25 protein-coding genes are annotated in these 22,562 nt (G+C 73.1%); 9 read left to right on the plus strand and 16 right to left on the minus strand.

The window, feature by feature from the left end; translation table 11 throughout:
- Positions 1-55: 55 nt before the first annotated feature.
- Positions 56-211 (plus strand): hypothetical protein, encoded by a 156-nt coding sequence (locus ACRAS8_RS12275; RefSeq protein ID WP_221906541.1) that lies wholly within the window; start codon positions 56-58, stop codon positions 209-211.
- A 137-nt stretch (positions 212-348) separates the two neighbouring features.
- Here the strand turns inward: ACRAS8_RS12275 and ACRAS8_RS12280 are convergent, their stop codons facing one another.
- From ACRAS8_RS12280 to ACRAS8_RS12295, 4 genes are all read right to left on the minus strand, one after another.
- The gene (locus ACRAS8_RS12280; protein ID WP_438485962.1) at positions 349-954 is read right to left on the minus strand and encodes a MarC family protein; all 606 of its coding nucleotides are present in this window, start codon (positions 952-954) and stop codon (positions 349-351) included.
- A 173-nt stretch (positions 955-1,127) separates the two neighbouring features.
- Positions 1,128-1,982: a PHP domain-containing protein gene (locus tag ACRAS8_RS12285; RefSeq protein ID WP_438485963.1), complete on the minus strand. Its 855-nt coding sequence runs from the start codon at positions 1,980-1,982 to the stop codon at positions 1,128-1,130.
- A gap of 188 nt (positions 1,983-2,170) precedes the next feature.
- A complete protein-coding gene (locus ACRAS8_RS12290) occupies positions 2,171-2,809 on the minus strand; it encodes a DUF6758 family protein (protein WP_438485964.1) in 639 nt (212 codons plus the stop codon).
- A 431-nt stretch (positions 2,810-3,240) separates the two neighbouring features.
- Entirely contained in the window at positions 3,241-3,825 is a 585-nt protein-coding gene (locus tag ACRAS8_RS12295) for a suppressor of fused domain protein (protein ID WP_438485965.1), read from the minus strand.
- A gap of 505 nt (positions 3,826-4,330) precedes the next feature.
- On the opposite strand from ACRAS8_RS12295, the gene ACRAS8_RS12300 reads away from it, so the two are divergent.
- Both ACRAS8_RS12300 and ACRAS8_RS12305 read left to right on the plus strand, forming a co-directional pair.
- Complete coding sequence (locus ACRAS8_RS12300; protein WP_438485966.1) at positions 4,331-5,458, plus strand: magnesium and cobalt transport protein CorA; 1,128 nt, start codon at positions 4,331-4,333, stop codon at positions 5,456-5,458.
- Between the two features lie 100 nt (positions 5,459-5,558).
- Entirely contained in the window at positions 5,559-6,101 is a 543-nt protein-coding gene (locus ACRAS8_RS12305) for a hypothetical protein (RefSeq protein ID WP_438485967.1), read from the plus strand.
- A gap of 39 nt (positions 6,102-6,140) precedes the next feature.
- Here ACRAS8_RS12305 and ACRAS8_RS12310 read toward each other — a convergent pair whose 3' ends face one another.
- Positions 6,141-6,938, minus strand: coding sequence for a hypothetical protein (locus ACRAS8_RS12310; RefSeq protein WP_438485968.1), 798 nt, complete (start codon positions 6,936-6,938; stop codon positions 6,141-6,143).
- A 246-nt stretch (positions 6,939-7,184) separates the two neighbouring features.
- Between ACRAS8_RS12310 and ACRAS8_RS12315 the strand changes: the two genes are divergently transcribed.
- From ACRAS8_RS12315 to ACRAS8_RS12325, 3 genes are read left to right on the plus strand one after another with little or no spacing between them, the layout of a single operon-like run.
- Entirely contained in the window at positions 7,185-8,492 is a 1,308-nt protein-coding gene (locus ACRAS8_RS12315; RefSeq protein ID WP_438485969.1) for a magnesium transporter MgtE N-terminal domain-containing protein, read from the plus strand.
- Positions 8,482-9,090 carry a DUF1003 domain-containing protein gene (locus ACRAS8_RS12320; protein ID WP_438485970.1) on the plus strand — a complete coding sequence of 203 codons (609 nt, stop codon included), beginning with the start codon at positions 8,482-8,484 and terminating at the stop codon, positions 9,088-9,090. The genes ACRAS8_RS12315 and ACRAS8_RS12320 overlap by 11 nt, the downstream gene beginning before the upstream one ends.
- A 42-nt stretch (positions 9,091-9,132) precedes the next feature.
- Positions 9,133-10,299, plus strand: a complete 1,167-nt coding sequence (locus ACRAS8_RS12325; protein WP_438485971.1) for an Mrp/NBP35 family ATP-binding protein — start codon at positions 9,133-9,135, stop codon at positions 10,297-10,299.
- Between the two features lie 142 nt (positions 10,300-10,441).
- Here ACRAS8_RS12325 and ACRAS8_RS12330 read toward each other — a convergent pair whose 3' ends face one another.
- From ACRAS8_RS12330 to sigE, 6 genes are all read right to left on the minus strand, one after another.
- Entirely contained in the window at positions 10,442-11,089 is a 648-nt protein-coding gene (locus tag ACRAS8_RS12330; RefSeq protein WP_438485972.1) for a hypothetical protein, read from the minus strand.
- A gap of 117 nt (positions 11,090-11,206) precedes the next feature.
- The gene (locus tag ACRAS8_RS12335; RefSeq protein WP_438485973.1) at positions 11,207-11,686 is read right to left on the minus strand and encodes a sec-independent translocase; all 480 of its coding nucleotides are present in this window, start codon (positions 11,684-11,686) and stop codon (positions 11,207-11,209) included.
- Between the two features lie 117 nt (positions 11,687-11,803).
- Positions 11,804-13,495, minus strand: coding sequence for a S1C family serine protease (locus ACRAS8_RS12340; RefSeq protein ID WP_438485974.1), 1,692 nt, complete (start codon positions 13,493-13,495; stop codon positions 11,804-11,806).
- A gap of 17 nt (positions 13,496-13,512) precedes the next feature.
- On the minus strand, positions 13,513-13,659 hold the full coding sequence (locus tag ACRAS8_RS12345) for a hypothetical protein (protein ID WP_438485975.1): 147 nt from the start codon (positions 13,657-13,659) through the stop codon (positions 13,513-13,515).
- 462 nt (positions 13,660-14,121) lie between these two features.
- Complete coding sequence (locus ACRAS8_RS12350) at positions 14,122-15,066, minus strand: anti-sigma factor family protein (protein WP_438485976.1); 945 nt, start codon at positions 15,064-15,066, stop codon at positions 14,122-14,124.
- On the minus strand, positions 15,063-15,767 hold the full coding sequence (gene sigE / locus ACRAS8_RS12355; RefSeq protein ID WP_018536263.1) for an RNA polymerase sigma factor SigE: 705 nt from the start codon (positions 15,765-15,767) through the stop codon (positions 15,063-15,065). Before sigE ends, ACRAS8_RS12350 begins: the two co-directional genes overlap by 4 nt.
- A 299-nt stretch (positions 15,768-16,066) precedes the next feature.
- On the opposite strand from sigE, the gene ACRAS8_RS12360 reads away from it, so the two are divergent.
- Complete coding sequence (locus ACRAS8_RS12360; protein WP_438485977.1) at positions 16,067-16,750, plus strand: O-methyltransferase; 684 nt, start codon at positions 16,067-16,069, stop codon at positions 16,748-16,750.
- A 169-nt stretch (positions 16,751-16,919) separates the two neighbouring features.
- On the opposite strand, the gene ACRAS8_RS12365 is transcribed toward ACRAS8_RS12360, so the two are convergent.
- Positions 16,920-17,087: a DUF3117 domain-containing protein gene (locus tag ACRAS8_RS12365; protein WP_003985072.1), complete on the minus strand. Its 168-nt coding sequence runs from the start codon at positions 17,085-17,087 to the stop codon at positions 16,920-16,922.
- Between the two features lie 323 nt (positions 17,088-17,410).
- Here ACRAS8_RS12365 and ACRAS8_RS12370 point away from each other — a divergent pair, with 323 nt between their 5' ends.
- Complete coding sequence (locus tag ACRAS8_RS12370) at positions 17,411-18,211, plus strand: enoyl-CoA hydratase/isomerase family protein (protein ID WP_438485978.1); 801 nt, start codon at positions 17,411-17,413, stop codon at positions 18,209-18,211.
- 39 nt (positions 18,212-18,250) lie between these two features.
- On the opposite strand, the gene ACRAS8_RS12375 is transcribed toward ACRAS8_RS12370, so the two are convergent.
- Both ACRAS8_RS12375 and ACRAS8_RS12380 read right to left on the minus strand, forming a co-directional pair.
- Positions 18,251-18,856, minus strand: a complete 606-nt coding sequence (locus ACRAS8_RS12375; RefSeq protein ID WP_438485979.1) for a DNA-3-methyladenine glycosylase I — start codon at positions 18,854-18,856, stop codon at positions 18,251-18,253.
- Between the two features lie 108 nt (positions 18,857-18,964).
- Entirely contained in the window at positions 18,965-19,444 is a 480-nt protein-coding gene (locus ACRAS8_RS12380; protein ID WP_438485980.1) for a DivIVA domain-containing protein, read from the minus strand.
- Between the two features lie 95 nt (positions 19,445-19,539).
- On the opposite strand from ACRAS8_RS12380, the gene folP reads away from it, so the two are divergent.
- On the plus strand, positions 19,540-20,400 hold the full coding sequence (folP, locus tag ACRAS8_RS12385) for a dihydropteroate synthase (RefSeq protein WP_018536268.1): 861 nt from the start codon (positions 19,540-19,542) through the stop codon (positions 20,398-20,400).
- Between the two features lie 191 nt (positions 20,401-20,591).
- Here folP and ACRAS8_RS12390 read toward each other — a convergent pair whose 3' ends face one another.
- Together ACRAS8_RS12390 and dapE are read right to left on the minus strand one after the other, a co-directional pair.
- Positions 20,592-21,344 carry a TIGR00730 family Rossman fold protein gene (locus tag ACRAS8_RS12390; RefSeq protein ID WP_438485981.1) on the minus strand — a complete coding sequence of 251 codons (753 nt, stop codon included), beginning with the start codon at positions 21,342-21,344 and terminating at the stop codon, positions 20,592-20,594.
- Between the two features lie 105 nt (positions 21,345-21,449).
- Positions 21,450-22,550, minus strand: a complete 1,101-nt coding sequence (gene dapE, locus ACRAS8_RS12395; RefSeq protein ID WP_438485982.1) for a succinyl-diaminopimelate desuccinylase — start codon at positions 22,548-22,550, stop codon at positions 21,450-21,452.
- Between the last annotated feature and the right edge of the window lie 12 nt (positions 22,551-22,562).

The following is a 22,562-nucleotide window of genomic DNA, read 5'->3' on the forward strand; positions in this document are numbered from 1 at the left end:
GGGCCCCAGTCAGAGAAGTTCTCCACAGGAGGATCAGACGAAGGGAGAAGCCTTTATGCGCTTCGAGATCATGCGCCTGGACGATGTCGACGGCACCGCCGTGGACAGCACCGTCGTGGACGCCGCCTCCGTCAACCAGATCGTGCAGCAGGCCGCCGCCATAGGGCAGCGCATCTACATCCGCCCGGCCGACGCCGCTGCCGTCAGCTGATAACGACACCACCGACCGCGCCCGGACGACGACGTGACGAAGACGACGTAGCACGACGCGCGAACGAACGCCCCCGTACGGACAGGCCGTACGGGGGCGTTGCGGTGCCGGGAGCCGCACAGCTCCCCTGGATCAGCTCAGCTCCCCTGGATCACCTGCGTCACACCGTTGATGATCTGCTGCACGGCGAGCGCGGAGAGCATCATCCCGGCGAGCCGGGTCACCAGCACCACCCCGCCGTCCTTGATCACGCGGATGATCACCAGCGAGAACCGCATCACCAGATAGAGCACCACGTGGATCGCCGCAATCGCCGCCCAGACCGCGATCTGGGACGCGGCGTCGCGCGCGTGCTCCACCGCGAGGATCACCGAGACGATCGCGCCGGGCCCGGCCAGCAGCGGCATGCCGAGCGGCACCAGCGCCACGTTGACGTCCTTGGTCTGGGTGGGCTCCTCGGACTTGCCGGTCAGCAGGTCCAGCGCCACCAGCAGGAGCAGCAGCCCGCCGGCGATCATCAGCGCGGGCGTGGAGATGTGCAGCCGCCCGAGGATCTGCTTGCCGAAGAGGCCGAAGACGGCGATCACGCAGAACGCGACGGTGGCCGCCTGCCACGCCATGCGGCGCTGCACCTTGGCCGTCCGGCCGGAGGTCAGGGCGAGGAAGATCGGGGTGATACCCGGGGGGTCCATGATCACGAAAAGCGTGACAAAGAGAGTACTGAAGACGGCGACGTCGAACACGGTGCTGGCCTTGCGGTGGTACGGACGAAGGGAGGGGAAACGCGCACGGGACCGGACACGGCACAGCCGACGGCCGGCCCGTGGGAGGGGAGAGCGAAGAAGGCGTGCCGGGGCGCGCCCCGCTCACGGGAGCGCGCGGTACGGCGGGCGGCCGGACGGCCGGTGCCGCGGGCTCAGCCGCCCGCGCCGGGGACGGGGAAGGCGCCGGTGGCCCGGCGGGTGATCTCCCCGTAGATCTCGGGGTCGGTGGTGCAGTCGCCGAGGAGACAGGTCTTGCGGCTGCCGTGGTAGTCGCTGGAGCCGGTGGTCAGCAGCCCGAGGTCGGCGGCGAGCCCGCGCAGCCGGGCGCGGGTCGCGGCGTCGTGGTCCATGTGGTCGACCTCGATGCCGTCGAGGCCGGCCGCGGCCAGCTCGGCTATCGCGCTCTCCGGGACGCAGGTGCCGCGCTTGACGGCGAGCGGGTGGGCGAAGACCGCGACCCCGCCGGCCGCCTTGACCAGTCGGATCGCGTCGAACGGATCGAGCTCGTGCTTCTCCACGTAGGCCCGGCCGTCGTTGGCCAGCCACTCGGCGGTGAAGGCGTCGGAGACCGAGCCGATCACGCCCAGCTCGACCATGGCGGTGGCGAGGTGCGGCCGCCCCACGGCGCCGTCGCCGGCGATCCGCGCCACCTGCTCCCAGGTGATCGGGACGCCCAGCTCGCGCAGCTTGCCGACCATGGCCCGGGCGCGCGGCACCCGGTCGTCCCGGACCAGCTCCCGCTCGCGGGCGAGCTCCGGCTCGTCGGGGTCGAAGAGGTAGGCGAGCAGGTGCAGGCTGACGCCGTCGAGCCGGCAGGACAGCTCGGCGCCGGTGACCAGCGTCAGCCCCTCGGGCAGCGCGGCCCGCGCCTCGGCGTGGCCGGCGACGGTGTCGTGGTCGGTCAGCGCGACGACGTCCAGCCCGGCGGCCGCGGCGTTGCGCACCAGCTCGGCGGGGGTGTCCGTGCCGTCGGAGGCCGTGGAGTGGGTGTGCAGATCGATACGCACGGCACGGGCTCCAGACTGCTGCGGGACGGACACGGCGGCGGCCCCGGCGGGGCGGCACCGCACCGCGGGGCGCCGTAAGGACTACAGGGCACTTCCACGGACTACAGGAAGGATACCGGGCGCCCGAACATGCGCCCGCCCGTCGGCCGCCGGCCCCGGGAACCGCGGCAGCGCCGCCTGCCTCAGCCTCAGCTCAGGATCCTCGGCGACAGCGCCCCGCAGGGCAGCAGATCCACCTCGGCGCCGGCCTCCCGCAGATCGGTCAGCACCAGCTCGTCGTACATCAGCAGCCCGGACTGCTCGGGCCAGGCGATCGCCCACAGCCACAGCCCGCGGGCCTCACCGGCGAAGACCGCACGGTCGGCGGGGGCGCCATGTACCTGCCACATGGGGGTCGGACGGCCGGCGGCCAACACCTTGGCGTTGGGCGGCCTGTCGACGCGGAGGTACGGGCCGGGGTCGGGGCCGTCGATACCGGCGTAGCGCGCACCGAGCCCGACGCCCAGTTCCTCAGCGATCAGCAGCAGCTCACCGGGGCCGCCGAGGGGGCCGGGGCCGGAGCAGGCGACGGCGGTCGCCCGGCCGCCGCTGCGGTCGTCACCGGCACAGGCCACGCCGGTGAAGAGCCAGCCGACCGGCAGCGGCCAGGGCATCCAGACCGGTACCTGCGCGCGGTGCACGACGACGCCGAGTGCCTCGACGCTCGGCGGAACGACCGGCTGGAGCGGGTGCACGGTGCCGTGAGCGGCGCACTGCCAGGTATCGGAAAAGAGACCGGGCGCCCGCACCCGGCCTCCGCACTTCGGGCAACTGGGTTCGCCCCTCATAACGACCAACGGTCCTCCGTGGCCGCCGTCCCGTCAAGGACGATCACCCGACCGGTGTGCCCCTAATCGCGTACCAGGCCGCACACTTGGCCGATTCTCGACACCCGCCGAGCGCCCTCCGAAAAACCAGTTGCGCCGTGCACTTATCGGCACCCCTCGGCTCATTACGTGCAAACGCCAACGATCTCGGCTTCTTCGTCTGCTTCACCAGTCCGGACTGAGGCTCGGCACGGCCTGCGGTCCACTCCCGCCCCTGTGCGACGGGGAGCCGGGGCCCCGGCCGGTCGCCGCCGAGGACGGAATCCCGGCCTTCGCCAACTCCCGAATAATGCAAGAGATTTGCAAAGAATCTGCAAGGACTCCTCAAGGAGCCTGACGTCCCGTCCGCCTCTGCGGCAGGCGGGACGAGCGGGCCGCGCCGCCCGCCTCGATCAGTCCAGTGCCACGCCCGCGCGCACCGGATCGCGCAGATCGGTGCCCCGCTCCAGCCAGCGCGCCTGCAGCGCCTCGGCACCGTGCACCCGCTTCCAGGCGGCCTCGTTCGGCGTCATCGGCAGCAGCGGCAGGAACCTCACCGGGTCCGCCGGCGCGTCCAGTTCCAAGTCCTCGACGAGGCCGCCGGGCGCCCCCACCAGGACCGAGGTGAACGGCGCCCCCGGCCACAGCGGCGCGCCCACGTCCAGCGACGCCCCCGGCGCCACGATCACGCCCTCGACCTGCGGGGACGCGGCGAGGACGGCGAGCGGGCGGAGTACCTTGTCGGTGTCCGCGCGGCCGGCCCGCACGGAGAGCAGCAGCTCGGCCCGCGGGCCGCGGAGCGGGTCGGCGACCACCGCGGTGGGGTCGGCCATGGGCTGGGCGGACATCCCGAGGGTGGCGTAGCGGAGCACCTCGCCGTCGACGAAGCGCAGCACCTCGATGCGGTCCGTACCGAGGAAGGTGACGGCGGCTCGTGCGTCCGGCTCGCCCAGCGCCGTGCGCAACCGGGCCTCGACCAGCTCAAGAACGTCAGACATGGGCCGAGCATAGGTGTCGCCCCCGGGCCCGGCCGCCGCGCCCCGGAGCACGGGCGGCGCCTCGGTGTGCGCTTCGTATCGAACGTGCAAAGGGGAGCCCTGGCGCTTCAGGTGGCTGATAGCCTTGCCGTCTGGTCAGGGAATGACGAACGTCCCCCAACGGGGACCGGCCGGAGGAGGTGGGGCTGCGGTGGATCCGAGTCGACCGTGCAGTACCGATAGTTCTCCCGTCATCCCGTTCGCGCGGCGAACCTTCTGATCCGAGAGCTTCCGTACCCAGCCGCGCAGCGGCGAAACCCGTGAAGTTCCCCTGCTCCGGACGCAGATGACGGAAGAGCGCCTTCGACTCTTCTTTCCGTGATGTCAGCGAACTGCCGTCAGCAGCCCCCGCACCGAGCGCCGCCCGCTTTGCGGACGTACCGTCTTCTCGCGTCTCGTACGTCCTCGTTCCGGGCCGCGTTGCGCCCGCGCACCGCCGCTGACGGCCGGCCCGAAGGAGCCTGCCATGTCGATGATCCGCGACCTGCGTGCCGCCGTCCGTCCCGCCCGGCGCCGCGACGACTCTCCCTACCGCGCCGAATCCGCCGGTCCGGCCTGCGCCAACAGCGCCGTCGTGGACTGCGGCGTCTACCGCGACGGCCGGCGGGTGCACGGGCACCTCTCCCCGGCCGAGGCGATCGCCGGCGTGCGGGACGAGGGCGGATTCGTCTGGATCGGCCTGCACGAGCCGAATGAGGCCGAATTCGCCGGTATCGCCCAGGAGTTCGGGCTGCATCCGCTGGCCGTGGAGGACGCCGTCCACGCCCATCAGCGCCCCAAGCTGGAGCGGTACGACGACACCCTGTTCACCGTCTTCAAGACCGTGCACTACGTGGAGCACACCGAGCTGACCGCGACGAGCGAGGTCGTGGAGACCGGTGAGGTGATGTGCTTCACTGGGCCGAACTTCATCGTCACCGTGCGGCACGGCGGCCAGGGTTCGCTGCGCGCCCTGCGGCACCGCCTCCAGGAGGACCAGGAGCGGCTGGCCAAGGGCCCGTCCGCGGTGCTGCACGCCATCGCCGACCAGGTCGTCGACGGCTACATCGCGGTGGCCGGCGCGGTCCAGGACGACATCGACGAGGTGGAGATCGACGTCTTCAGCTCCGGCACCAACGGCAGGGGCGCCGGCGCCAAGGGGGCCGCGAAGGGCGGCGACGCCGGGCGGATCTACCAACTCAAGCGGGAAGTACTGGAGTTCAAGCGCGCGGTGTCCCCGCTGCTGCGGCCGATGCAGTTGCTGAGCGAGCGCCCGATGCGGCTGGTGGACAGCGACATCCAGAAGTACTTCCGGGACGTCGCCGACCACCTGGCGCGGGTCAACGAGCAGGTACTGTCCTTCGACGACCTGCTGAACTCCATCCTCCAGGCCAACCTCGCGCAGGCCGCCGTCGCGCAGAACGAGGACATGCGCAAGATCACCGCCTGGGCGGCGATCTTCGCCGTCCCGACGATGATCGCCGGCATCTACGGCATGAACTTCACGTACATGCCCGAGCTGCACTGGAAGTACGGCTACCCGGCGATGATGCTGGTCACGGTCACCATCTGTCTCGGCATCCACCGTGGTTTCAAGAGGAACGGTTGGCTGTAGGGATGTCCCTACAGACGTCCGTAGGGGCGCGCCCCGGTGGCGGTATCTCACCGTGCGGGCGTGCCGGGCGCCGCTGACCGGGCCGATTAGGCTGAGGTCCATGACGGAGGAGACCGTGTCGCAGGGCCTGCTGGATCGGGCGCTCATCGAAGAGGCCACGAAGAAGTCCGGCCTGATCTGGGTGCGGGGCACGACCGGCCCGGCCCGGGCGCTGTGGCACGTCTGGCACGACGGAGCGGCCTGCCTGGTCGGTGGGGGCGCCGGCGAGCAGCCGCTGGACGCGCTGGGCCTCGTCGACGGCGGCACCGCGACGGTCACCGTGCGCAGCAAGGACAAGGGCGGCCGGCTCGTCGCCTGGCCGGCCGAGGTCCGCGAACTCCCGCCCGGCGGCGAGGAGTGGCAGGCCGCCGTCGAGGAGCTGAAGGGCAAGCGGCTCAACGCCCCGGACGCGGACACCCTCACCGAGCGCTGGGCCCGGGAGTGCCGGGTGCTGCGGCTGACGCCGGCCGGCGGGGCGGAGCAGCGCCCCGGCCGGATGCCGGACGGTTCGCACGCCGCGCCGCCGCTGCCCTCGCCTGCGCTCACCCGCCGGCCGGTACCGGCCGCGCTGCCGAAGCTGCTGCGCCGGGGCCGCAAGGGCTGACCCGCCCCGCGCGGCCCGGCCCGCGCCGGTCAGCCCCGCTCAGCCGCCGCCACTGCCACTGCCACTGCCACTGCCACTGCCGGAGATCTTCTTGCCGTAGTCGACGACCTGGCTCTGGTCGGGGGCCTTGAGGTCCACGCTCTTGCCCCAGTCGGCGAGCGTCAGCTCCCCCGTGCCGCCCCCGCGCTGGAGCCGCAGCGGATACGGGGTCCCCTCCAGGGAGACGTCGAGGGTGCCGCCGGAGCCGGAGGCGGCGGTGACCTGGACGGTGCGGACCCCGCCGACCGTCCCGTGTTCGCCGGTCGTCAGCTCGCCGTGCAGGCCGAGCAGTCCGGCGAGCAGGGTGTCCTTGTCGGTGAAGCCGCTGAAGCGCTGGTAGACGGGGTCGGCAGCGGGCACCTTGACGTACTTGCCGCCGAGTTTGGCTGCGCTGCCGGAGCCGGCGACGCCCTTCTCACCGGCCCAGAAGGCCGCGTCCGCCTTCAGATAGAGCGCGCTGCCGATCCGCAGCAGCTGGAACGAGGCGGCCTTGGTGGTCAGCTGGCCCCGGGCGCCGTCCTTGGCCAGCCGCATGTCGAGCGCGTAGGTGCCGCCCTGGCTGACGAGCTTCCCGGCGAGCCGGACGGTGTCGGCCCCGGAGGCGGCGGCCCGGGCCTTGGCCGCAATCTGCTGGGCGGGCAGTTTACCGACGCCGTTGGTGCCGGCGTCCGGGTCCTCCGCGCAGCCCGCCACGGTCGCGGCCAGGGCCGCGCACACCGCCGCCACCAGCCCCGCCCGCCGCGTACGGCGGGTTCCGGCCGGGGGGCGGCGGGCGGTGCCCGGGGGGATGGCGCTCACGTCGGCTCTGCCTCCTGATGCGGGTGATCTCGACAGCTCACGGCAGCGTACCCGGGGTGCCGAGGGCCGTTGACCGGATGCCGGGCGGCCACCATACGGCCGCTTCCGCCGGGCCGCGGCCCACCCCGACGGGTTAGCCTGAACCCGAATCAATACGGTGCTTTCCGGTCGATAGTTGAGCAATCAGGACGGAACAGTAAAGAACAGGACGGAACAGTAAAGAAAGGGAGAAGGGCGGCGCTTTCCATGGCGGTGGTCACTCCCCGGATCTTCGTCTCCCACCTCTCCGGCATCGCCGTGTTCGACCCCAACGGCGACCAGGTCGGGCGGCTGCGGGACCTGGTCGCGCTGCTCCGGGTCGGCGCCCGCCCGCCGCGCCTGCTGGGGCTGGTCGTCGAGGTGATCAGCCGGCGCCGGATCTTCGTCCCGATGACCCGGGTGACCGGCGTGGAGTCCGGCCAGATCGTCACCACCGGCGTGGTCAACATGCGCCGCTTCGAGCAGCGGGCGTCGGAGACGCTGGTCTTCGGCGAGCTGCTGGACCGGCGGGTGCGGCTGGTCGAGACCGGCGAGGAGGTCACCGTGCTCGACGTCGGCATCACCCAGCTGCCGGCCCGCCGCGACTGGGAGATCGACAAGGTCTTCGTCCGGCGCGGCAAGGGCGGGCCGCTGCGCCGCAAAGGAGAGACGCTGACGGTGGAATGGTCGGCGGTGACCGGCTTCTCCCTGGAGGAGCACGGGCAGGGCGCGGAGAACCTGCTCGCCACCTTCGAGCAGCTGCGCCCGGCGGACCTCGCCGGTGTGCTGCACCACCTCTCCCCCAAGCGCCGCGCCGAGGTCGCCGCCGCGCTCGACGACGACCGGCTGGCCGACGTCATGGAGGAGCTGCCGGAGGACGACCAGGTCGAGATCATCGGCAAGCTGAAGGACGAGCGAGCCGCCGACGTCCTGGAGGCGATGGACCCGGACGACGCCGCCGACCTGCTCTCCGAGCTGCCGGAGGAGGAGAAGGAGCGGCTGCTGACCCTGATGCGCCCGGAGGAGGCGGCGGACGTCCGCCGGCTGATGTCCTACGAGGAGCGCACCGCGGGCGGCCTGATGACCACCGAGCCGATCGTGCTGCGCCCGGACGCCACCGTCGCGGACGCGCTGGCCCGGGTGCGCGACCCCGACCTCTCCCCCTCGCTCGCCGCCCAGGTGTACGTCTGCCGGCCGCCGGACGAGACGCCGACCGGCAAGTACCTGGGCCTGGTGCACTTCCAACGGCTGCTGCGGGACCCGCCGTTCACCCTCGTCAGCTTCGTCGTGGACACCGATCTGCCGGCCCTGCGGCCGGACACCCCGCTGCCCGAGGTGACCAGCTACCTGGCCGCGTACAACATGGTCGCGGCGCCGGTGGTGGACGAGAGCGGGGCGCTGCTGGGCGCGGTCACCGTGGACGACGTGCTCGACCACCTGCTGCCGGACGACTGGCGGGAGGCCGGGCTGCACGGCCGCACGGCCGACGCCACCGGCACCGTCGAGCCGCACGGGACGGCCGCCGATGAGCCCTGAGGACCGGGAGAACGCCAGGGAGCGGCGGATGCACGGCGCCTCGGCGGTACGCCGGGGCGGCGCGGCGGAGCGGCACCGGGGGGCCGAGGGGCGGCCGCGGGTGCGGCTGGACCTGCCGCGGGTGCCGCGCCGGACGTTCTTCCCGGAGTACGACCCGGAGGCGTTCGGGCGGCTCTCGGAGAAGATCGCCCGCTTCCTGGGGACCGGCCGCTTCATCGTCTGGATGACGGTCACCATCATCCTGTGGATCAGCTGGAACGTCGCCGTCCCCGGCTATCTGCGGTTCGACAACTACCCCTTCATCTTCCTGACCCTGGCGCTCTCGCTGCAGGCGTCGTACGCGGCGCCGCTGATCCTGCTGGCGCAGAACCGCCAGGACGACCGCGACCGGATCACCCACGAGCAGGACCGCAAGCAGAACGAACGCTCCATCGCCGACACCGAGTACCTGACCCGGGAGATCGCGGCGCTGCGGATGGGCCTGGGCGAGGTCGCCACCCGCGACTGGATCCGCTCCGAACTCGAAGACCTGCTGCGGGAACTGGAGTTGCGGACGCCCGACGGCGAGCGCCCGGAGCGTGACGAACGCGACCGCTGAGGACCTTTCCGGAGGCCGCCTCACGCGCCGTACCATCGGGACATGGCAACAGACAGCCCCCAGCCCAACGGCTCCGCGCCGAGCGAGGACGCGATCCGCGAAGCGCTCGCGACGGTCAACGACCCCGAGATCCACCGCCCCATCACCGAACTGGGGATGGTCAAATCGGTGGAGATCGCCGCGGACGGCTCGGTGGCGGTCGTGGTCTACCTCACGGTCTCCGGCTGCCCGATGCGCGAGACGATCATCAGCAGCGTCCGCGAGGCCGTCGAGCGGGTGCCCGGTGTGACCCGTGCCGGCGTCGAGCTGGAGGTGATGAGCGACGAGCAGCGCCGGGAGCTGGCGGCGTCGCTGCGCGGCGGCACCGCCGAGCGCGAGGTCCCGTTCGCCAAGCCCGGCTCGCTGACCCGGGTCTACGCCGTGGCCTCCGGCAAGGGCGGCGTCGGCAAGTCCTCGGTGACGGTCAACCTCGCCGCCGCGATGGCCGCCGACGGCCTCAAGGTCGGCGTGGTGGACGCCGACATCTACGGCCACTCGGTGCCGCGGATGCTCGGTGCGGACGGCCGGCCCACCCAGGTCGAGAACATGATCATGCCCCCGTCGGCGAACGGCGTGAAGGTCATCTCGATCGGCATGTTCACGCCCGGCAACGCCCCGGTGGTCTGGCGCGGCCCGATGCTGCACCGCGCCCTGCAGCAGTTCCTCGCCGACGTCTACTGGGGCGACCTCGACGTCCTGCTGCTGGACCTGCCCCCGGGCACCGGCGACATCGCCATCTCGGTGGCCCAGCTGGTGCCGAACGCCGAGATCCTGGTGGTCACCACCCCGCAGCAGGCCGCCGCCGAGGTCGCCGAGCGGGCCGGTTCGATCGCCGTGCAGACCCACCAGAAGATCGTCGGCGTGGTCGAGAACATGTCCGGGCTGCCCTGTCCGCACTGCGACGAGATGGTCGACGTCTTCGGCACCGGCGGCGGCGAGCGGGTCGCCGAGGGCCTGACGAGGACCACCGGCACCCAGGTCCCGGTGCTCGGCGCCATCCCGATCGACGTCCGGCTGCGCGAGGGCGGCGACGAGGGCAAGCCGGTGGTGCTGACCGACCCGGAGTCCCCCGCCGGTGCCGCGATCCGCGCCATCGCGGGCAAGCTGGGCGGCCGTCAGCGCGGCCTCGCGGGCATGTCGCTGGGGATCACCCCGCGCAACAAGTTCTGAGTCGCCCGCGGGCCGGCCGCCGGCCCCGTACGGCATCGGGAAGGGCGGATCCGCCGGGGTCCGCCCTTTCGCGCGCGTCGTGCGCGCCGCATTGTGCGGCGCACGAAATCGCGCACGCGCCCCCCCTTCTTGCGCCGTGCGCTCAGCCCCCGTAGACGCTCAGGTCCTTGATCACCGAGAAGCCCAGGCCGTACGCGCTCATCCCCCGCCCGTAGGCACCCAGGTGCACCGCCTCCGGCCCGTCCTGGCCCGGCGATCCCGCGAGCACCCAGCCGTACTCGGACTCCCGGTAGCAGAACGGCGTCGGCACCCCGTCCACCGGGAGCATCAGCTCGCTCCACGTCGCCTCGCCCAGGTCGTCGGCCAGCTCCCAGGCGATCGTGGTCTGCTGGTCCAGCCAGTCCTGGCGCAGCGTCCGGTCCATCTGGGTCGGCCAGGTGTGGGAGAGGAGACCGGAGCCGGCGAGCCAGGCCGCCGTCGAGACCGAGGTGGCGTCCAGGACGCCGGTGCCGTCCGCGCTGCGCCGCACGGGCCGGCTGGCGACCGTCACCACCACCGCGAAACGCTCGTCCGCCAGGCTCTCCACCTTTATCGTGGGCTCCACGCCGTGGCCGGTCGCGCCGTGCTCGACGGTGCCGTCCGCGGCCGAGCCGACCTGCATCAGCCAGCGTGGTCCGGTGAACGCCTCGTCGAGGCCGTACCACGGGAATGCGGCCAGCAGATAGCCGTCGACCTTCCGGCCGGTATCGGCGGACACCTCACGGGTGACTGTCCGACTCGTCGTCTCCATCTGCGCGGAGCCTCCTCGTTGCCCTGCGTCGTGGGCGGCCCGCCCCCCTCAGGCGACCTCACCCCGGACACCGGGAGCATAGCCAGTGAGGTCAACACAGCCGGGCATACGAAATACTCAGGTCGCGTCGGCGTCGAACGGCGGCGGCTCGCGCCGGGACGGGTCGGTGCTCTTGGTGAGCATGTCCGGCCGGCCGGCCGACGCGGCGGGGGTTTCCTTGGAGAGGCTCAGGGGGCCGCCGGCGGACGCGGGGCGGGATGCAGTGGTCTCCCGGACCGCCTCGGTGACCTCGGCCATCTCCTTCTTCAGATCGAAGCCCTCGCGGATCTCGGCGAGCTCCCGCAGGCCGTACTCGTCCTTCTCCAGGACGTGCTTGCGGACGAAGTTCCGCGGCTTGAGGTCCTCGAACTCGAAGTCCTTGAACTCCGGACCGAGCTCGTTGCGGATGTCCTCCTTGGCGCTGTCGGAGAACGCCCGGACCTTACGGATGAACCCCGTCACGTCCTGGATGACCTTGGGCAGCTTGTCCGGCCCGAAGATGAGGACCGCGAGGACCACGAGAGCAACCAGTTCCAGGGGTCCTATGTCGAAGAACACCGTGCAGCTCCTTGGGGTATCCGCGGCCTTCGGGGGCCTTTGGGCCAAGGCCGCCTCTCACGGTACCTGGCCCCGGGCGCCGGGCGGGAGTCGCCCGTACCAACACCGTACAAACGATCAGCTCCCGGCCGAGGAACCCAGTGTCAACCGGACGGACCGCTCCGCGCCGCCCCGCTGGACCGTCAGCGTGAGTGTGTCACCCGGCCGGTGGCTGCGGACCTTGATGATCAGCTCCTCGCCGCTGTGCACCGGCGCTCCGTCCACCTGGGTGATCACATCGCCCGGCCGGATGCCCGCCTTGGCCCCCGGGCCGCCGGGCGTGACCGGCGGCGCACCGGCCTTGGCGTCCCCGCCGACCTTGGCGCCGTCGCCGTCGTACTCCATCTCCAGCGTGACGCCGATGACCGGGTGGGTGGCCCGGCCGGTGTTGATCAGCTCCTCGGCCACCCGCTTCGCCTGGTTGATCGGTATGGCGAAGCCCAGCCCGATGGAGCCGCCCTGGCCGCCGCCGTCGAGTCCGCCGGTGCCGCTGTCGGCCGCCCGGATCGCGCTGTTGATCCCGATCACCCGGGCCTTGCCGTCCACCAGCGGGCCGCCGGAGTTGCCCGGGTTGATGGGTGCGTCGGTCTGCAGCGCGTCGACATACGAGACGTCGGTGCCGTCGCCCTTCTTGCCGCCCGCGGTGATCGGCCGCTGCTTGGCGCTGATGATGCCGGACGTGACGGTGTTGGCGAGGTCGTAGGGCGCGCCGACCGCCACCACCGGGTCGCCGACCTGCGCCGCGTCCGAATCGCCGAGGGCGAGCGGGTGCAGCCCGCTGACGCCCTCGACCTGCACCACCGCGAGGTCGTAGCCGCCGTCCCGCCCGACGACCTTGGCCCGCGCGCTCTGCCCGCCGCTGAACGTCACCGATATCTGGCCGCCGGTCCCGGCCGGTTCGACGACGTGGTTGTTGGTGAGGATGTGCCCCTGCCGGTCGAGCACGAAGCCGGTGCCGGTGCCCTGCTCGGCGTTGCCGCGGACGTGCAGGGTCACCACGCCGGGCAGCACCGCCCGGGCGATCCCGGCGACGCTTTCCGGGCTGCGGCTGCCCCCGTCGCCGGCGGCCTGCGGCAGCTTGATGTCGTCGATGCCGCCGTACCGCTCGATGTACGCGCCGACCACCCCGCCGGCACCGCCCGCGAGCAGCGCGAGCGCGACGGCGCCGGCCACCAGGGCCAGGCGCCGGCCGCGCCGCCGGGGCGGGCGCGCGGCGGCCGGGCCGGTGGGCCGGGGCGCGCTCCAGGGGTCGTACTGCTGCCATGCGCCGGGCGTGGTGGGGGGCGGCGGGGCGAAGGCGGCGCGGGTGACGGGGGCTTCCGCGGCACGCGCCGCTTCGAGAGCCGGGGGGACGGCGCCCGCGCCGGGAGCCGCCGGGGGCGCGGGGCGGGGACCGCCGTCGCCGGGGTGCGGGACGAAGCCGCCGCCCGTCAGCCGCTCCGGTGCCTGCGCGCTCCCCTGGTCGAGCAGATTCGCGACCTGGGAGAACGGTGCCTGTACGGGGGGAGCCGGGGCCCATGGTCCGGGACCGCCGTACGGGGGCGTGCCGTACGGGTCCTCGGGGTGCAGCGGCTGCTGCCGGGGCACCCCGCCGCCGGACGGGGCGGAGGGCGCGGGGTCGGCTGCCGCGGGGGCGTCGGCCGGCACCTTCCCCAGCGTCATGGTCGCGGCGGAGCGCTTGGCGGGGGCGGCGGAGTGGGGGGCTGACGGGGTGTCACTTGCGGCGGGGGCCGCATACGCATCGGATATCTCGGTCGAGGTGTCGGTCAACTCCCGGGAGGTTCCGCCTACTTGGCCAGCGCCGTCCGCTCGGGAAGTGTCGACTGCCGGGGCAGCGTCACCCGCTGGGGCGGCGCCGTCCGCTCGGGCGTCTTCGTCGCGTCCGCCGTCGACGGCGCGCTCGCCGTGCCCGTCATGCCGGTCGTCTTCGACACCCTCGGCGCTTACGGCTTCCCGAACATCTCGGGCGTCCCGGGCATCGTCGGCTCGCCCGGCCTCCGGGGCAACACGGGGATCCCTGGTTTCTCCGGCCTCGGCCTCCGGGACCGCGCCGGGCGCGGGCTTCGCCGCCGCGTCGGGCGCCGGCCGTGGCGGACCGACGACCCAGTCGCCCGACGTCTCCGTCCCGGACACGGCGGGCTCCGGGGCCGCGGCCGCCGCCTGCGCGGGCTGCCCGGGCGCCGGAGCCTGCTCCGGACGGCTCCACCACTTCAGCTTGGGCCCGGCGGCCTTCGCGTCGTCCATGTTCTCCCCAACAATTCGCCCGCGGCCCTGCGCGGACCACCGCCACCTGGGGCCTGTCCGGCGACAGGCCCGTGCGGCACGCGCCCCTGGGCAGGGGCGCGCCGCCCGAGAAAGGATTCAACCAGTTCCGGGGCGGGGGTGCGCAGGGCCGGTCAGTGCGGACCGGAGGCGGCCTGGCCGGTGGGGGCCGGCGAGCCGAGCAGCGGACGCATCGGCTCCAGCGGCGGCAGCGGTGGCGGGGTGCGGCGGACCGGGGCGTTGCCGCTCGTGGCGGACAGCGGGGCGAAGCGGAACGCGGCCTCCGGACCGGTGGCGGCGATCAGCGGCGAGAGGCCGAAGCGGCCGGGCGCCGGGCTGAAGGCCGGTACCGCGTCCGACGGACGGCTCTCGCCCGGCGCGAGCAGGGACATCGGGCTGGGCGCGGGCGCACCGGTCGGGTGGCTGACGGCGGGCCAGGACTCGGGGCGGGGCTCACGCGTCGTCAGGAAACCGTCGTCGCCGGAGAGCGCGCGGGGGCCGGCCGCGGGACCGGCGCCGAGCGGGGTGACGGCGGTGCCGCTGCCCTCGGCGCGGGGGCCGGGGATGTCGACGGCCGCCTCCAGCGGGAGGGCGCCGCCGAGCGCGAACGCCGCCAGCGAGACCGCGCCGGCCGCCGCGAACGCCAGCCGGCGCCGCTGCGGTGCGCCGCGCTCCGGCTCCTGCACCCGGAAGCCGCGCGCCCGGGGCGACGCGGAGACCGCCAGGGCGCCGCCGAGATGCCGCTCCGCGGGGACATAGCCGAACGCGCCGTCGCCGCGGGCGAACTCGCCGCGGCCGAAGGTGCCGTTGCCCAGCCGGCTGCCGGAGCCGCCGGACTCCCCGCCGGGCAGTTGCTGCAGACGCGCCAGCAGCCCCTCGGAGGGCCCGGGGGGCAGCGCCTGCGCGAACACGTTCTTCAACCGACGCTGTGCGTCGGCCTCCGCCTTGCACTTCCCGCACGTGGCGAGGTGCGCCAGCACCCGCTCGCGTGCGTCGTGCCCCAGTTCACCGTCGACCAGGGCCGCCAGGCGGTCGCCGAGATGCTGCTCGGCGGGGGACGGACCGCCACTGCCGCTCACGCGATTCCGACCTCCCTACCGGGCACCACGGCCAGCGTCCGCCGCTCCTGCCGCCGCTGCTCCTGGCGCTCCTCGGCCCGCGCCTCCGGCGAGCGGTGCTTGAGCGCCTTGCGCAGGTGGGACCGGCCGCGGTGGATCCGGCTGCGGACCGTACCGAGCTTGACTCCGAGGGTCGCGGCGATCTCCTCGTACGACAGCCCCTCGATGTCGCAGAGGACCACGGCAGCGCGGAACTCGGGCGCGAGGGTGTCCAGCGCGTGCTGCACGTCGGCGTCGAAGTGGGTGTCGTCGAACTGCTGCTGCGGCGCGGGCTCCCGGCTGGGGAGCTTCTCGGCGGCGTCGTCACCGAGCGCGTCGAAGCGGATGCGCTGACGGCGGCGGACCATGTCCAGGAAGAGATTGGTGGTGATGCGGTGCAGCCAGCCCTCGAAGGTGCCGGGGGTGTACGTCGACAACGAGCGAAAGACGCGGACGAAGACCTCCTGTGTGAGGTCCTCGGCGTCGTGCTGATTGCCGGTGAGGCGGTACGCGAGGCGATAGACCCGCGCGCTGTGCAGGCTGACGATCTCCTCCCAGGTGGGAGGAGACCACGCCTGCGCGTCCGCGTCGGCGGCGAAGGTCGCGGTGGGCGCGTCGGCGATGGGGGCCCCTCCCCTGGCCTTGGGGCCGTGAGGGCGGAATCGGTCAGCGGTGTTGGTCACGGATTTCGGCCCGGCGAACGACCGTCGCAAGCGCCTGCGCACCCTTCGGTCACCCGCCGCAGCCGCACCTCCCCTGGTGGCTCTGGTGGTGTCCAGTAGAGCCCCTACCATATCCACCTCGCCCGTTAGCTCCGGATAAGCAGTTTTGACCAGCATTTGGTCCGACTTCTCGTCCTGCCGCGGTGCTCTCGCGGCCTCTTGCGCCGTATCCACCGGTGCGTCCCCCCGTCTCTCCCCCTGCCCTCTCCTAACGCCCGGTCCCATCTGCGGGTTCCCGCGCGCAGCGGATACAGTCACGGTTGCGTCAACTACGGGGACAGGAGAGGGCCATTACCGGCAACCGGCAGACGAGCTTGGCATTCGCCGAGGCGTACGGCGCCGGGACCATCGACGACGCCGCCCACTCCGCCCTGCTCTGGTGCCGCGAGCGCGCCCGGGAGCTCGGCGTCCGCACGGTGAGCGCCGGCACCGGCGCGGCCCTGCGGATGCTGGCCGCCACCGCCGACGCCAAGGCCGTCGCCGAGATCGGCACCGGCACGGGGGTGTCGGGCATCTACCTCCTGCACGGCATGCGCCCGGACGGCGTGCTGACCACCGTGGACCTCGAACCGGAGCGGCAGGTCTTCGCCAAGCAGGCGTTCCGCGCCGCGGGCTTCGCCGGCAACCGCGCCCGCTTCATCCCCGGCCGGGCCCTGGACGTCCTGCCGCGCCTGGCGGACGGCGGCTACGACCTCGTCTTCTGCGACGGCGACCTCCTGGAGTGCCTGGAGTACCTCGCTGAATCGTTGCGTCTGCTGCGCCCCGGCGGCCTCGTCTGCTTCCAGGGCGTCTTCACCGACGGCCGGACGGTGGACTCCGCGGAGCAGCCGGCGGAGGTGCTGCGGGTCCGCGAGCTGCTGCGGGCCATACGGGAGAGCAGCGCGCTGGTGCCGGCCCTGCTGCCGGTCGGCGACGGGCTGCTCTGCGCGGTCAAGCGCGCCTGAGCCCGCCCGGCCCGGCGGATGCATGGTCCGCCCCCTGCCCGCGCGTACGCGAAACGGCCCCGGCACGCGGCGCGCCGATGATCGGCGTGCCGCGTGCCGGGGCCGGGGTATCCGGCTGGAGGTACCGGGGCGGGGACCCCGGAAGACCGCAGCGGTTTCTCCGCCCTCGTCAGACGGTGACCTTCTCCAGGGCCTCACCCAGGGCCTTGGCCTCGTCGGGGGTCAGCTCGACGACGAGCCGACCGCCGCCTTCGAGCGGAACGCGCATGACGATGCCCCGCCCCTCCTTGGTCACCTCGAGCGGGCCGTCGCCCGTCCGCGGCTTCATGGCCGCCATGCTCGTTCCCCTTCCTGAAACCAGCTCATCTCAGCCGACGGCCTGGATAGGCGCGTGTCACCGGCGTCGAACACATTGCTTCCAGGCCATTATCCCGCATCGAACGACCCGATGACCAACATCAGGGGGCATCCCTTTGGCAACGCGCTCCCGCAAACCCACCCAATTCGGGGAGCGTGCTGCGATACTGCGCCACTCTCCACCACCCGGCGCGGCCGCTTTCTTTGATGTACGTCACATGCCCACGGCGGATGATCTCCGGCATCCTGGGCGCGGGCTGCCGCTGCCGGGCAGTCCAGAGCCGCGACGGAGGGGACTCCACTATGGCCGACACCGTGCTCTACGACGTGACCGACGGACTGGCGACGGTCACCCTCAACCGCCCCGACGCGATGAACGCGCTGAACACGGAGGCGAAGGTCGCCCTCCGGGACGTCCTGCGGGAGGCGGCCGCCGACCCGGCCGTGCGGGCGGTGCTGCTGACCGCCACCGGGCGCGCCTTCTGCGTCGGGCAGGACCTCAAGGAGCACATCGGGCTGCTGGCCGAGGACCGCGAGACCGGCGCGGGCCGCACCATGAACACCGTCCGGGAGCACTACAACCCCATCGTCACGGCGCTGGCCGGGATGCCCAAGCCGGTGGTGGCCGGGGTCAACGGGGTCGCCGCGGGCGCCGGCGCGGGCTTCGCGCTGGCCGCCGACTACCGCGTCGTCGCCGACACCGCCTCGTTCAACACCTCGTTCGCGGGGGTGGCGCTGACCGCGGACTCCGGGATGTCCTGGACGCTGCCGCGGCTGATCGGCCACGGCCGGGCCGCCGACCTGCTGCTCTTCCCGCGCTCGGTCGGCGCCCAGGAGGCCCTGGAGCTGGGCATCGCCAACCGGGTCGTACCGGCCGACGAGCTGGCCGCTCAGGCGGCGGCGGTGGCCCGCCGGCTGGCCGAGGGGCCGACCGCCGCCTACGCCGCGATCAAGGAGTCGCTGGCCCACGGCGCCGGGCACTCGCTCGCCGAGACCCTGGAGAAGGAGGACGAGCTGCAGGTCCGGGCCGGGGCCTCGGAGGACCACCACCGCGCCGTGGAGGCGTTCGTCAAGAAGGAGAAGCCGGTCTTCGTGGGGCGGTGATCCGGGCGCGCGACGGCCGCCGGCGGGCCCGGCCGGCGGTCAGCCGGCGGCCGCCTCCACCTCCGCCCGCACATGGCAGCCCGCGAGATGGTCGTTGACCAGGCCGCACGCCTGCATCATGGCGTAGGCGGTGGTGGGGCCGACGAACCGGAAGCCGCGCTTCTTGAGGTCCTTGGCGAGGGCGGTGGACTCCGGCGTCACCGGCTGGAGGTCGCCGGTGGTGCGTGGCGCCGGGCGGCCGGCCCGCGCCGGGGCGTAGGACCAGATCAGCGCGTCGAGCTCGCCGGGGGACAGCTCGGCGGCGATCCGGGCATTGGCGAGCGTCGCGCTGATCTTGGCGCGGTTGCGGATGATGGTGCGGTCGGCGAGCAGCCGCTCGGCGTCCTCCTCGGTGAACCGCGCCACCTCGGCGATACGGAAGCCGGCGAACGCGGCGCGGAAGCCCTCGCGGCGCCGCAGGATGGTGATCCAGGACAGCCCCGACTGGAACGCCTCCAGGCTCATCCGCTCGAAGAGCGCGTCGTCGCCGTGGACCGGCCGGCCCCACTCGGTGTCGTGGTACGAGCGGTAGTCCGCCATCTGCTCCGACGCCATGCCCCACGGGCAGCGCGGGACGCCGTCGGGCGCCGTCACCGCTCCGCTCATGCCGAGAGCTCGCTTCGCTCGCCCTCGCATGCGCGAGGCGCGCACCTTCTGATGATTCGCTCACTCCGATCGCTCATGCCGGGAGCCCGCTTCCCTCGCCGTGCCCGCTCATGCCTGCTCCTCGCCTTCTCCGCGCTGCGCGCGGGCGTCTCCCCGCTCGGGGGCTTCCGGCCCGCCGGTCCCCGCGGTGCCGCCCGGTGCGTCCGGCTGCCCGGCCGGTCCGGAGGCGGGCGGGGCCGGCGGGGCGTCCTCGATGAGGCCCGGCCCGCCGATCGCCGAGGCGTGAGCACCGGCCAGCGCGGCCTCCAGCTCGGCGATCCGGGCGTCCCGCTCGGCGAGCTCGGCGCCGAGGCGGTCCAGGACGTCGTCGACGTCGTCCATGCGGTAGCCGCGGACGGCCACCGGCAGCCGGACGGACTCGACATCGGCCCGGGCCAGCGGGCGGTCCTGGGGCAGCGGGTCGTGGAGCCCCGCGGGCTCGGCGTCACGCAGCCCGCCGCCCTCCCCGCCGGCGTCTCCCCCGCCGACGACGACCAGCGTGACCGCGGCCACCACCACGACCAGCGCGATCAGCATGAACCAGAACACGACCAACTCCCCGGACTTGTGGTGCCTGCTCCGATCGTGCCATGCGGGTCCGACAGTTAGGGTCGCTCCCGAACCACGGAGAGGGAGTCAAGGGAATGCTGCGGCTGGGAAAACGCGAGTTCGGGGCCCATGAGCCGGTGATCATGGCGATCGTCAACAGGACGCCGGACTCGTTCTACGACCAGGGCGCGACCTTCCGCGACGAGCCCGCGCTGCACCGGGTGGAACAGGCGATCGCCGAGGGCGCCGCGATCATCGACATCGGCGGCGTCAAGGCCGGCCCGGGCGAGGAGGTGGGCGCCGAGGAGGAGGCCCGCCGCACGGTCGGTTTCGTCGCCGAGGTGCGCCGCCGCCATCCCGACGTGGTGATCAGCGTCGACACCTGGCGGCACGAGGTCGCCGAGGCGGTGTGCGAGGCCGGCGCGGATCTGCTCAACGACGCCTGGGGCGGGGTCGATCCGCGGCTCGCCGAGGTCGCCGCGCGGTACGGCGTGGGCCTGGTGTGCACCCACGCGGGCGGCGCCGAGCCGCGTACCCGGCCGCACCGGGTGGTGTACGACGACGTGATGGCCGACATCCTGCGGGTCACCCTCGGACTGGCCGAGCGGGCCGTCGCGTTGGGCGTCCGGCGGGACGGGATCCTGATCGACCCGGGGCACGACTTCGGGAAGAACACCCGGCACAGCCTGGAGGCGACCCGGCGGCTGGGCGAGATGGCGGAGACCGGGTGGCCGGTGCTGGTCTCGCTGTCCAACAAGGACTTCGTCGGCGAGACGCTGGACAAGCCGGTCAAGGAGCGGGTGCTGGGCACCCTGGCGACGACCGCGGTCTCCGCCTGGCTCGGCGCCCAGGTCTACCGCGTCCACGAGGTCGCCGAGACCCGGCAGGTGGTGGACATGGTGGCCTCGATCGCCGGCCACCGTCCGCCGGCGGTGGCCCGGCGGGGGCTGGCGTAGGGCCTTCCCTCGGGGAGCAGGGCCGGGGCGGAGCCCCCAGGGGGCGGGCGAACGGATCCCGTAGGGGTCGCGCGCGCCCCCTGCGGGGCCACAACGGGCCGGGCGGGGGCGGATATTCCGGCCGGGCGGGGACGTTTTTCGGCAGCGGCCCGGCCCTGGGGCGCGCCCGATGAGTCGGGGTCCGACCGGCCCTAGATCCCGACCTCCTTCGTCACCAGTGCGATGGCCTCGTCCACGTCGTCGCTGAGGTGGAACAGCTCCAGGTCGTGCGGGGACGCCTTGCCCTGGGTGACCAGCGTCTCGCGGAGCCAGGAGACCAGTCCGCTCCAGTAGTCGGAGCCGAACAGCACGATCGGGAAGCGGGTGACCTTGCGGGTCTGGACGAGGGTCAGCGCCTCGAAGAGTTCGTCGAGGGTGCCGAGTCCACCGGGGAGGACGACGAACCCGCGGGCATACTTCACAAAACAGGTCTTCCGGACGAAGAAGTAGCGGAAGTCCACCCCGAGGTTCACGTACGCGTTCATGCCCTGCTCGAAGGGCAGCTCGATGCCGAGCCCCACGGAGGTGCCACCGGCCTCGAAGGCCCCCTTGTTGGCGGCCTCCATGGCCCCGGGGCCGCCCCCGGTGATCACCGAGAAGCCGGCCTTGACCAGCGCCGCGCCGATCCGCACACCGGCGTCGTACTCCGCCGTGCCGCGCGGTGTACGGGCCGAACCGAAGACGCTGACGGCCGGGCCCAGCTCGGCCAGCGCGCCGAAGCCCTCGACGAACTCCGACTGGATCCGCATCACGCGCCAGGGATCGGTGTGCACCCACTCGGAGGGGCCTTCGGAGTCCAGCAGCCGCTGGTCCGTCGTCGTACCGGTCTGCACCTGGTCGTGCCGGCGCAGCACGGGGCCCAGCCGCTGTTCCTCCGGGCTGTACGCTCCCTCGGGATTGGCCATGACGTGCTCCCTCCGCTGACAGATCTTTTGCCACTTCAGCCTAGATCGGCCGCTGTGAAGCGGAAGGGAATTCCCCGGGTGGGCCAGGGGGCCGGGACGGGACGGTCAGGCGGCCGTGCCGGCGGTCAGCCAGGCGCGCAGCCGCTCCTCGCAGTGCAGGATGCGCTCGACCGCGACCCGCTCGTCCTTCTTGTGCGCGAGCAGCGCGTCACCGGGTCCGTAGTTGACGGCCGGGACGCCGAGGGCGCTGAAACGGGAGACGTCGGTCCAGCCGAACTTGGGCTTCGCGCTGCCGCCGACCGCCGCCATGAACGCCCGCGCCGCCGGGTGGGACAGTCCGGGCAGCGCCCCCGGGGAGTGGTCGTCGACGACGAACTCGTCCACGGGGCAGTCCGCGAAGACCTCCCGGACGTGCGCCAGCGCCTCCTCGGGGGTGCGGTCGGGCGCGTAGCGGAAGTTGACGGTGACGGTGCACGCATCAGGGATGACGTTGCCCGCGACCCCGCCCTCGATACGGACGGCGTTGAGGCCCTCGCGGTATTCCAGGCCGTCGATGACCGGGCGGCGCGGCTCGTAGGCGGCGAGCTTCGCCAGGAGGGGGGCGGCGGCGTGGACGGCGTTGGCGCCCATCCAGCCGCGCGCGGAGTGGGCGCGCTCGCCACGGGTGCGCAGCAGGACCCGGAGGGTGCCCTGGCAGCCGCCCTCCACCTCGCCGTCGGAGGGCTCCAGGAGGACGGCGAAGTCGCCCGCGAGCCAGTCGGGGTGGGCGTCGGCGAGATGCCCGAGGCCGTTGAGGTGCGCGGCGACCTCTTCGTTGTCGTAGAAGACGAAGGTCAGGTCCCGGTTGGGCGCGGGGACGGTGGCGGCCATCCGGAGCTGGACGGCGACCCCGGACTTCATGTCGCAGGTGCCGCAGCCCCACAGGACGCCGTCCGCGTCGAGCCGCGAGGGGACGTTGCCGGCGATCGGCACGGTGTCGAGGTGGCCGGCGAGCACCACCCGCTCGGCGCGGCCCAGCCGCGTGCGGGCGACGACGTTGTTGCCGTGGCGGTCGACGGTCAGGTGCGGCAGGGCGCGCAGGGCGTCCTCGACGGCGTCGGCGAGGTCCTTCTCGTTGCCGCTCTCGGACGGGAAGTCGACGAGCTGGGCGGTCAGCGCGGCGGCGTCCAGCGACAGGTCAAGGCCAGGGTGAGTGGAGCGCTCCATGAGGCCGACCCT

This window comes from Streptomyces sp. S186 (assembly GCF_051603415.1).
Classification (GTDB): domain Bacteria; phylum Actinomycetota; class Actinomycetes; order Streptomycetales; family Streptomycetaceae; genus Streptomyces.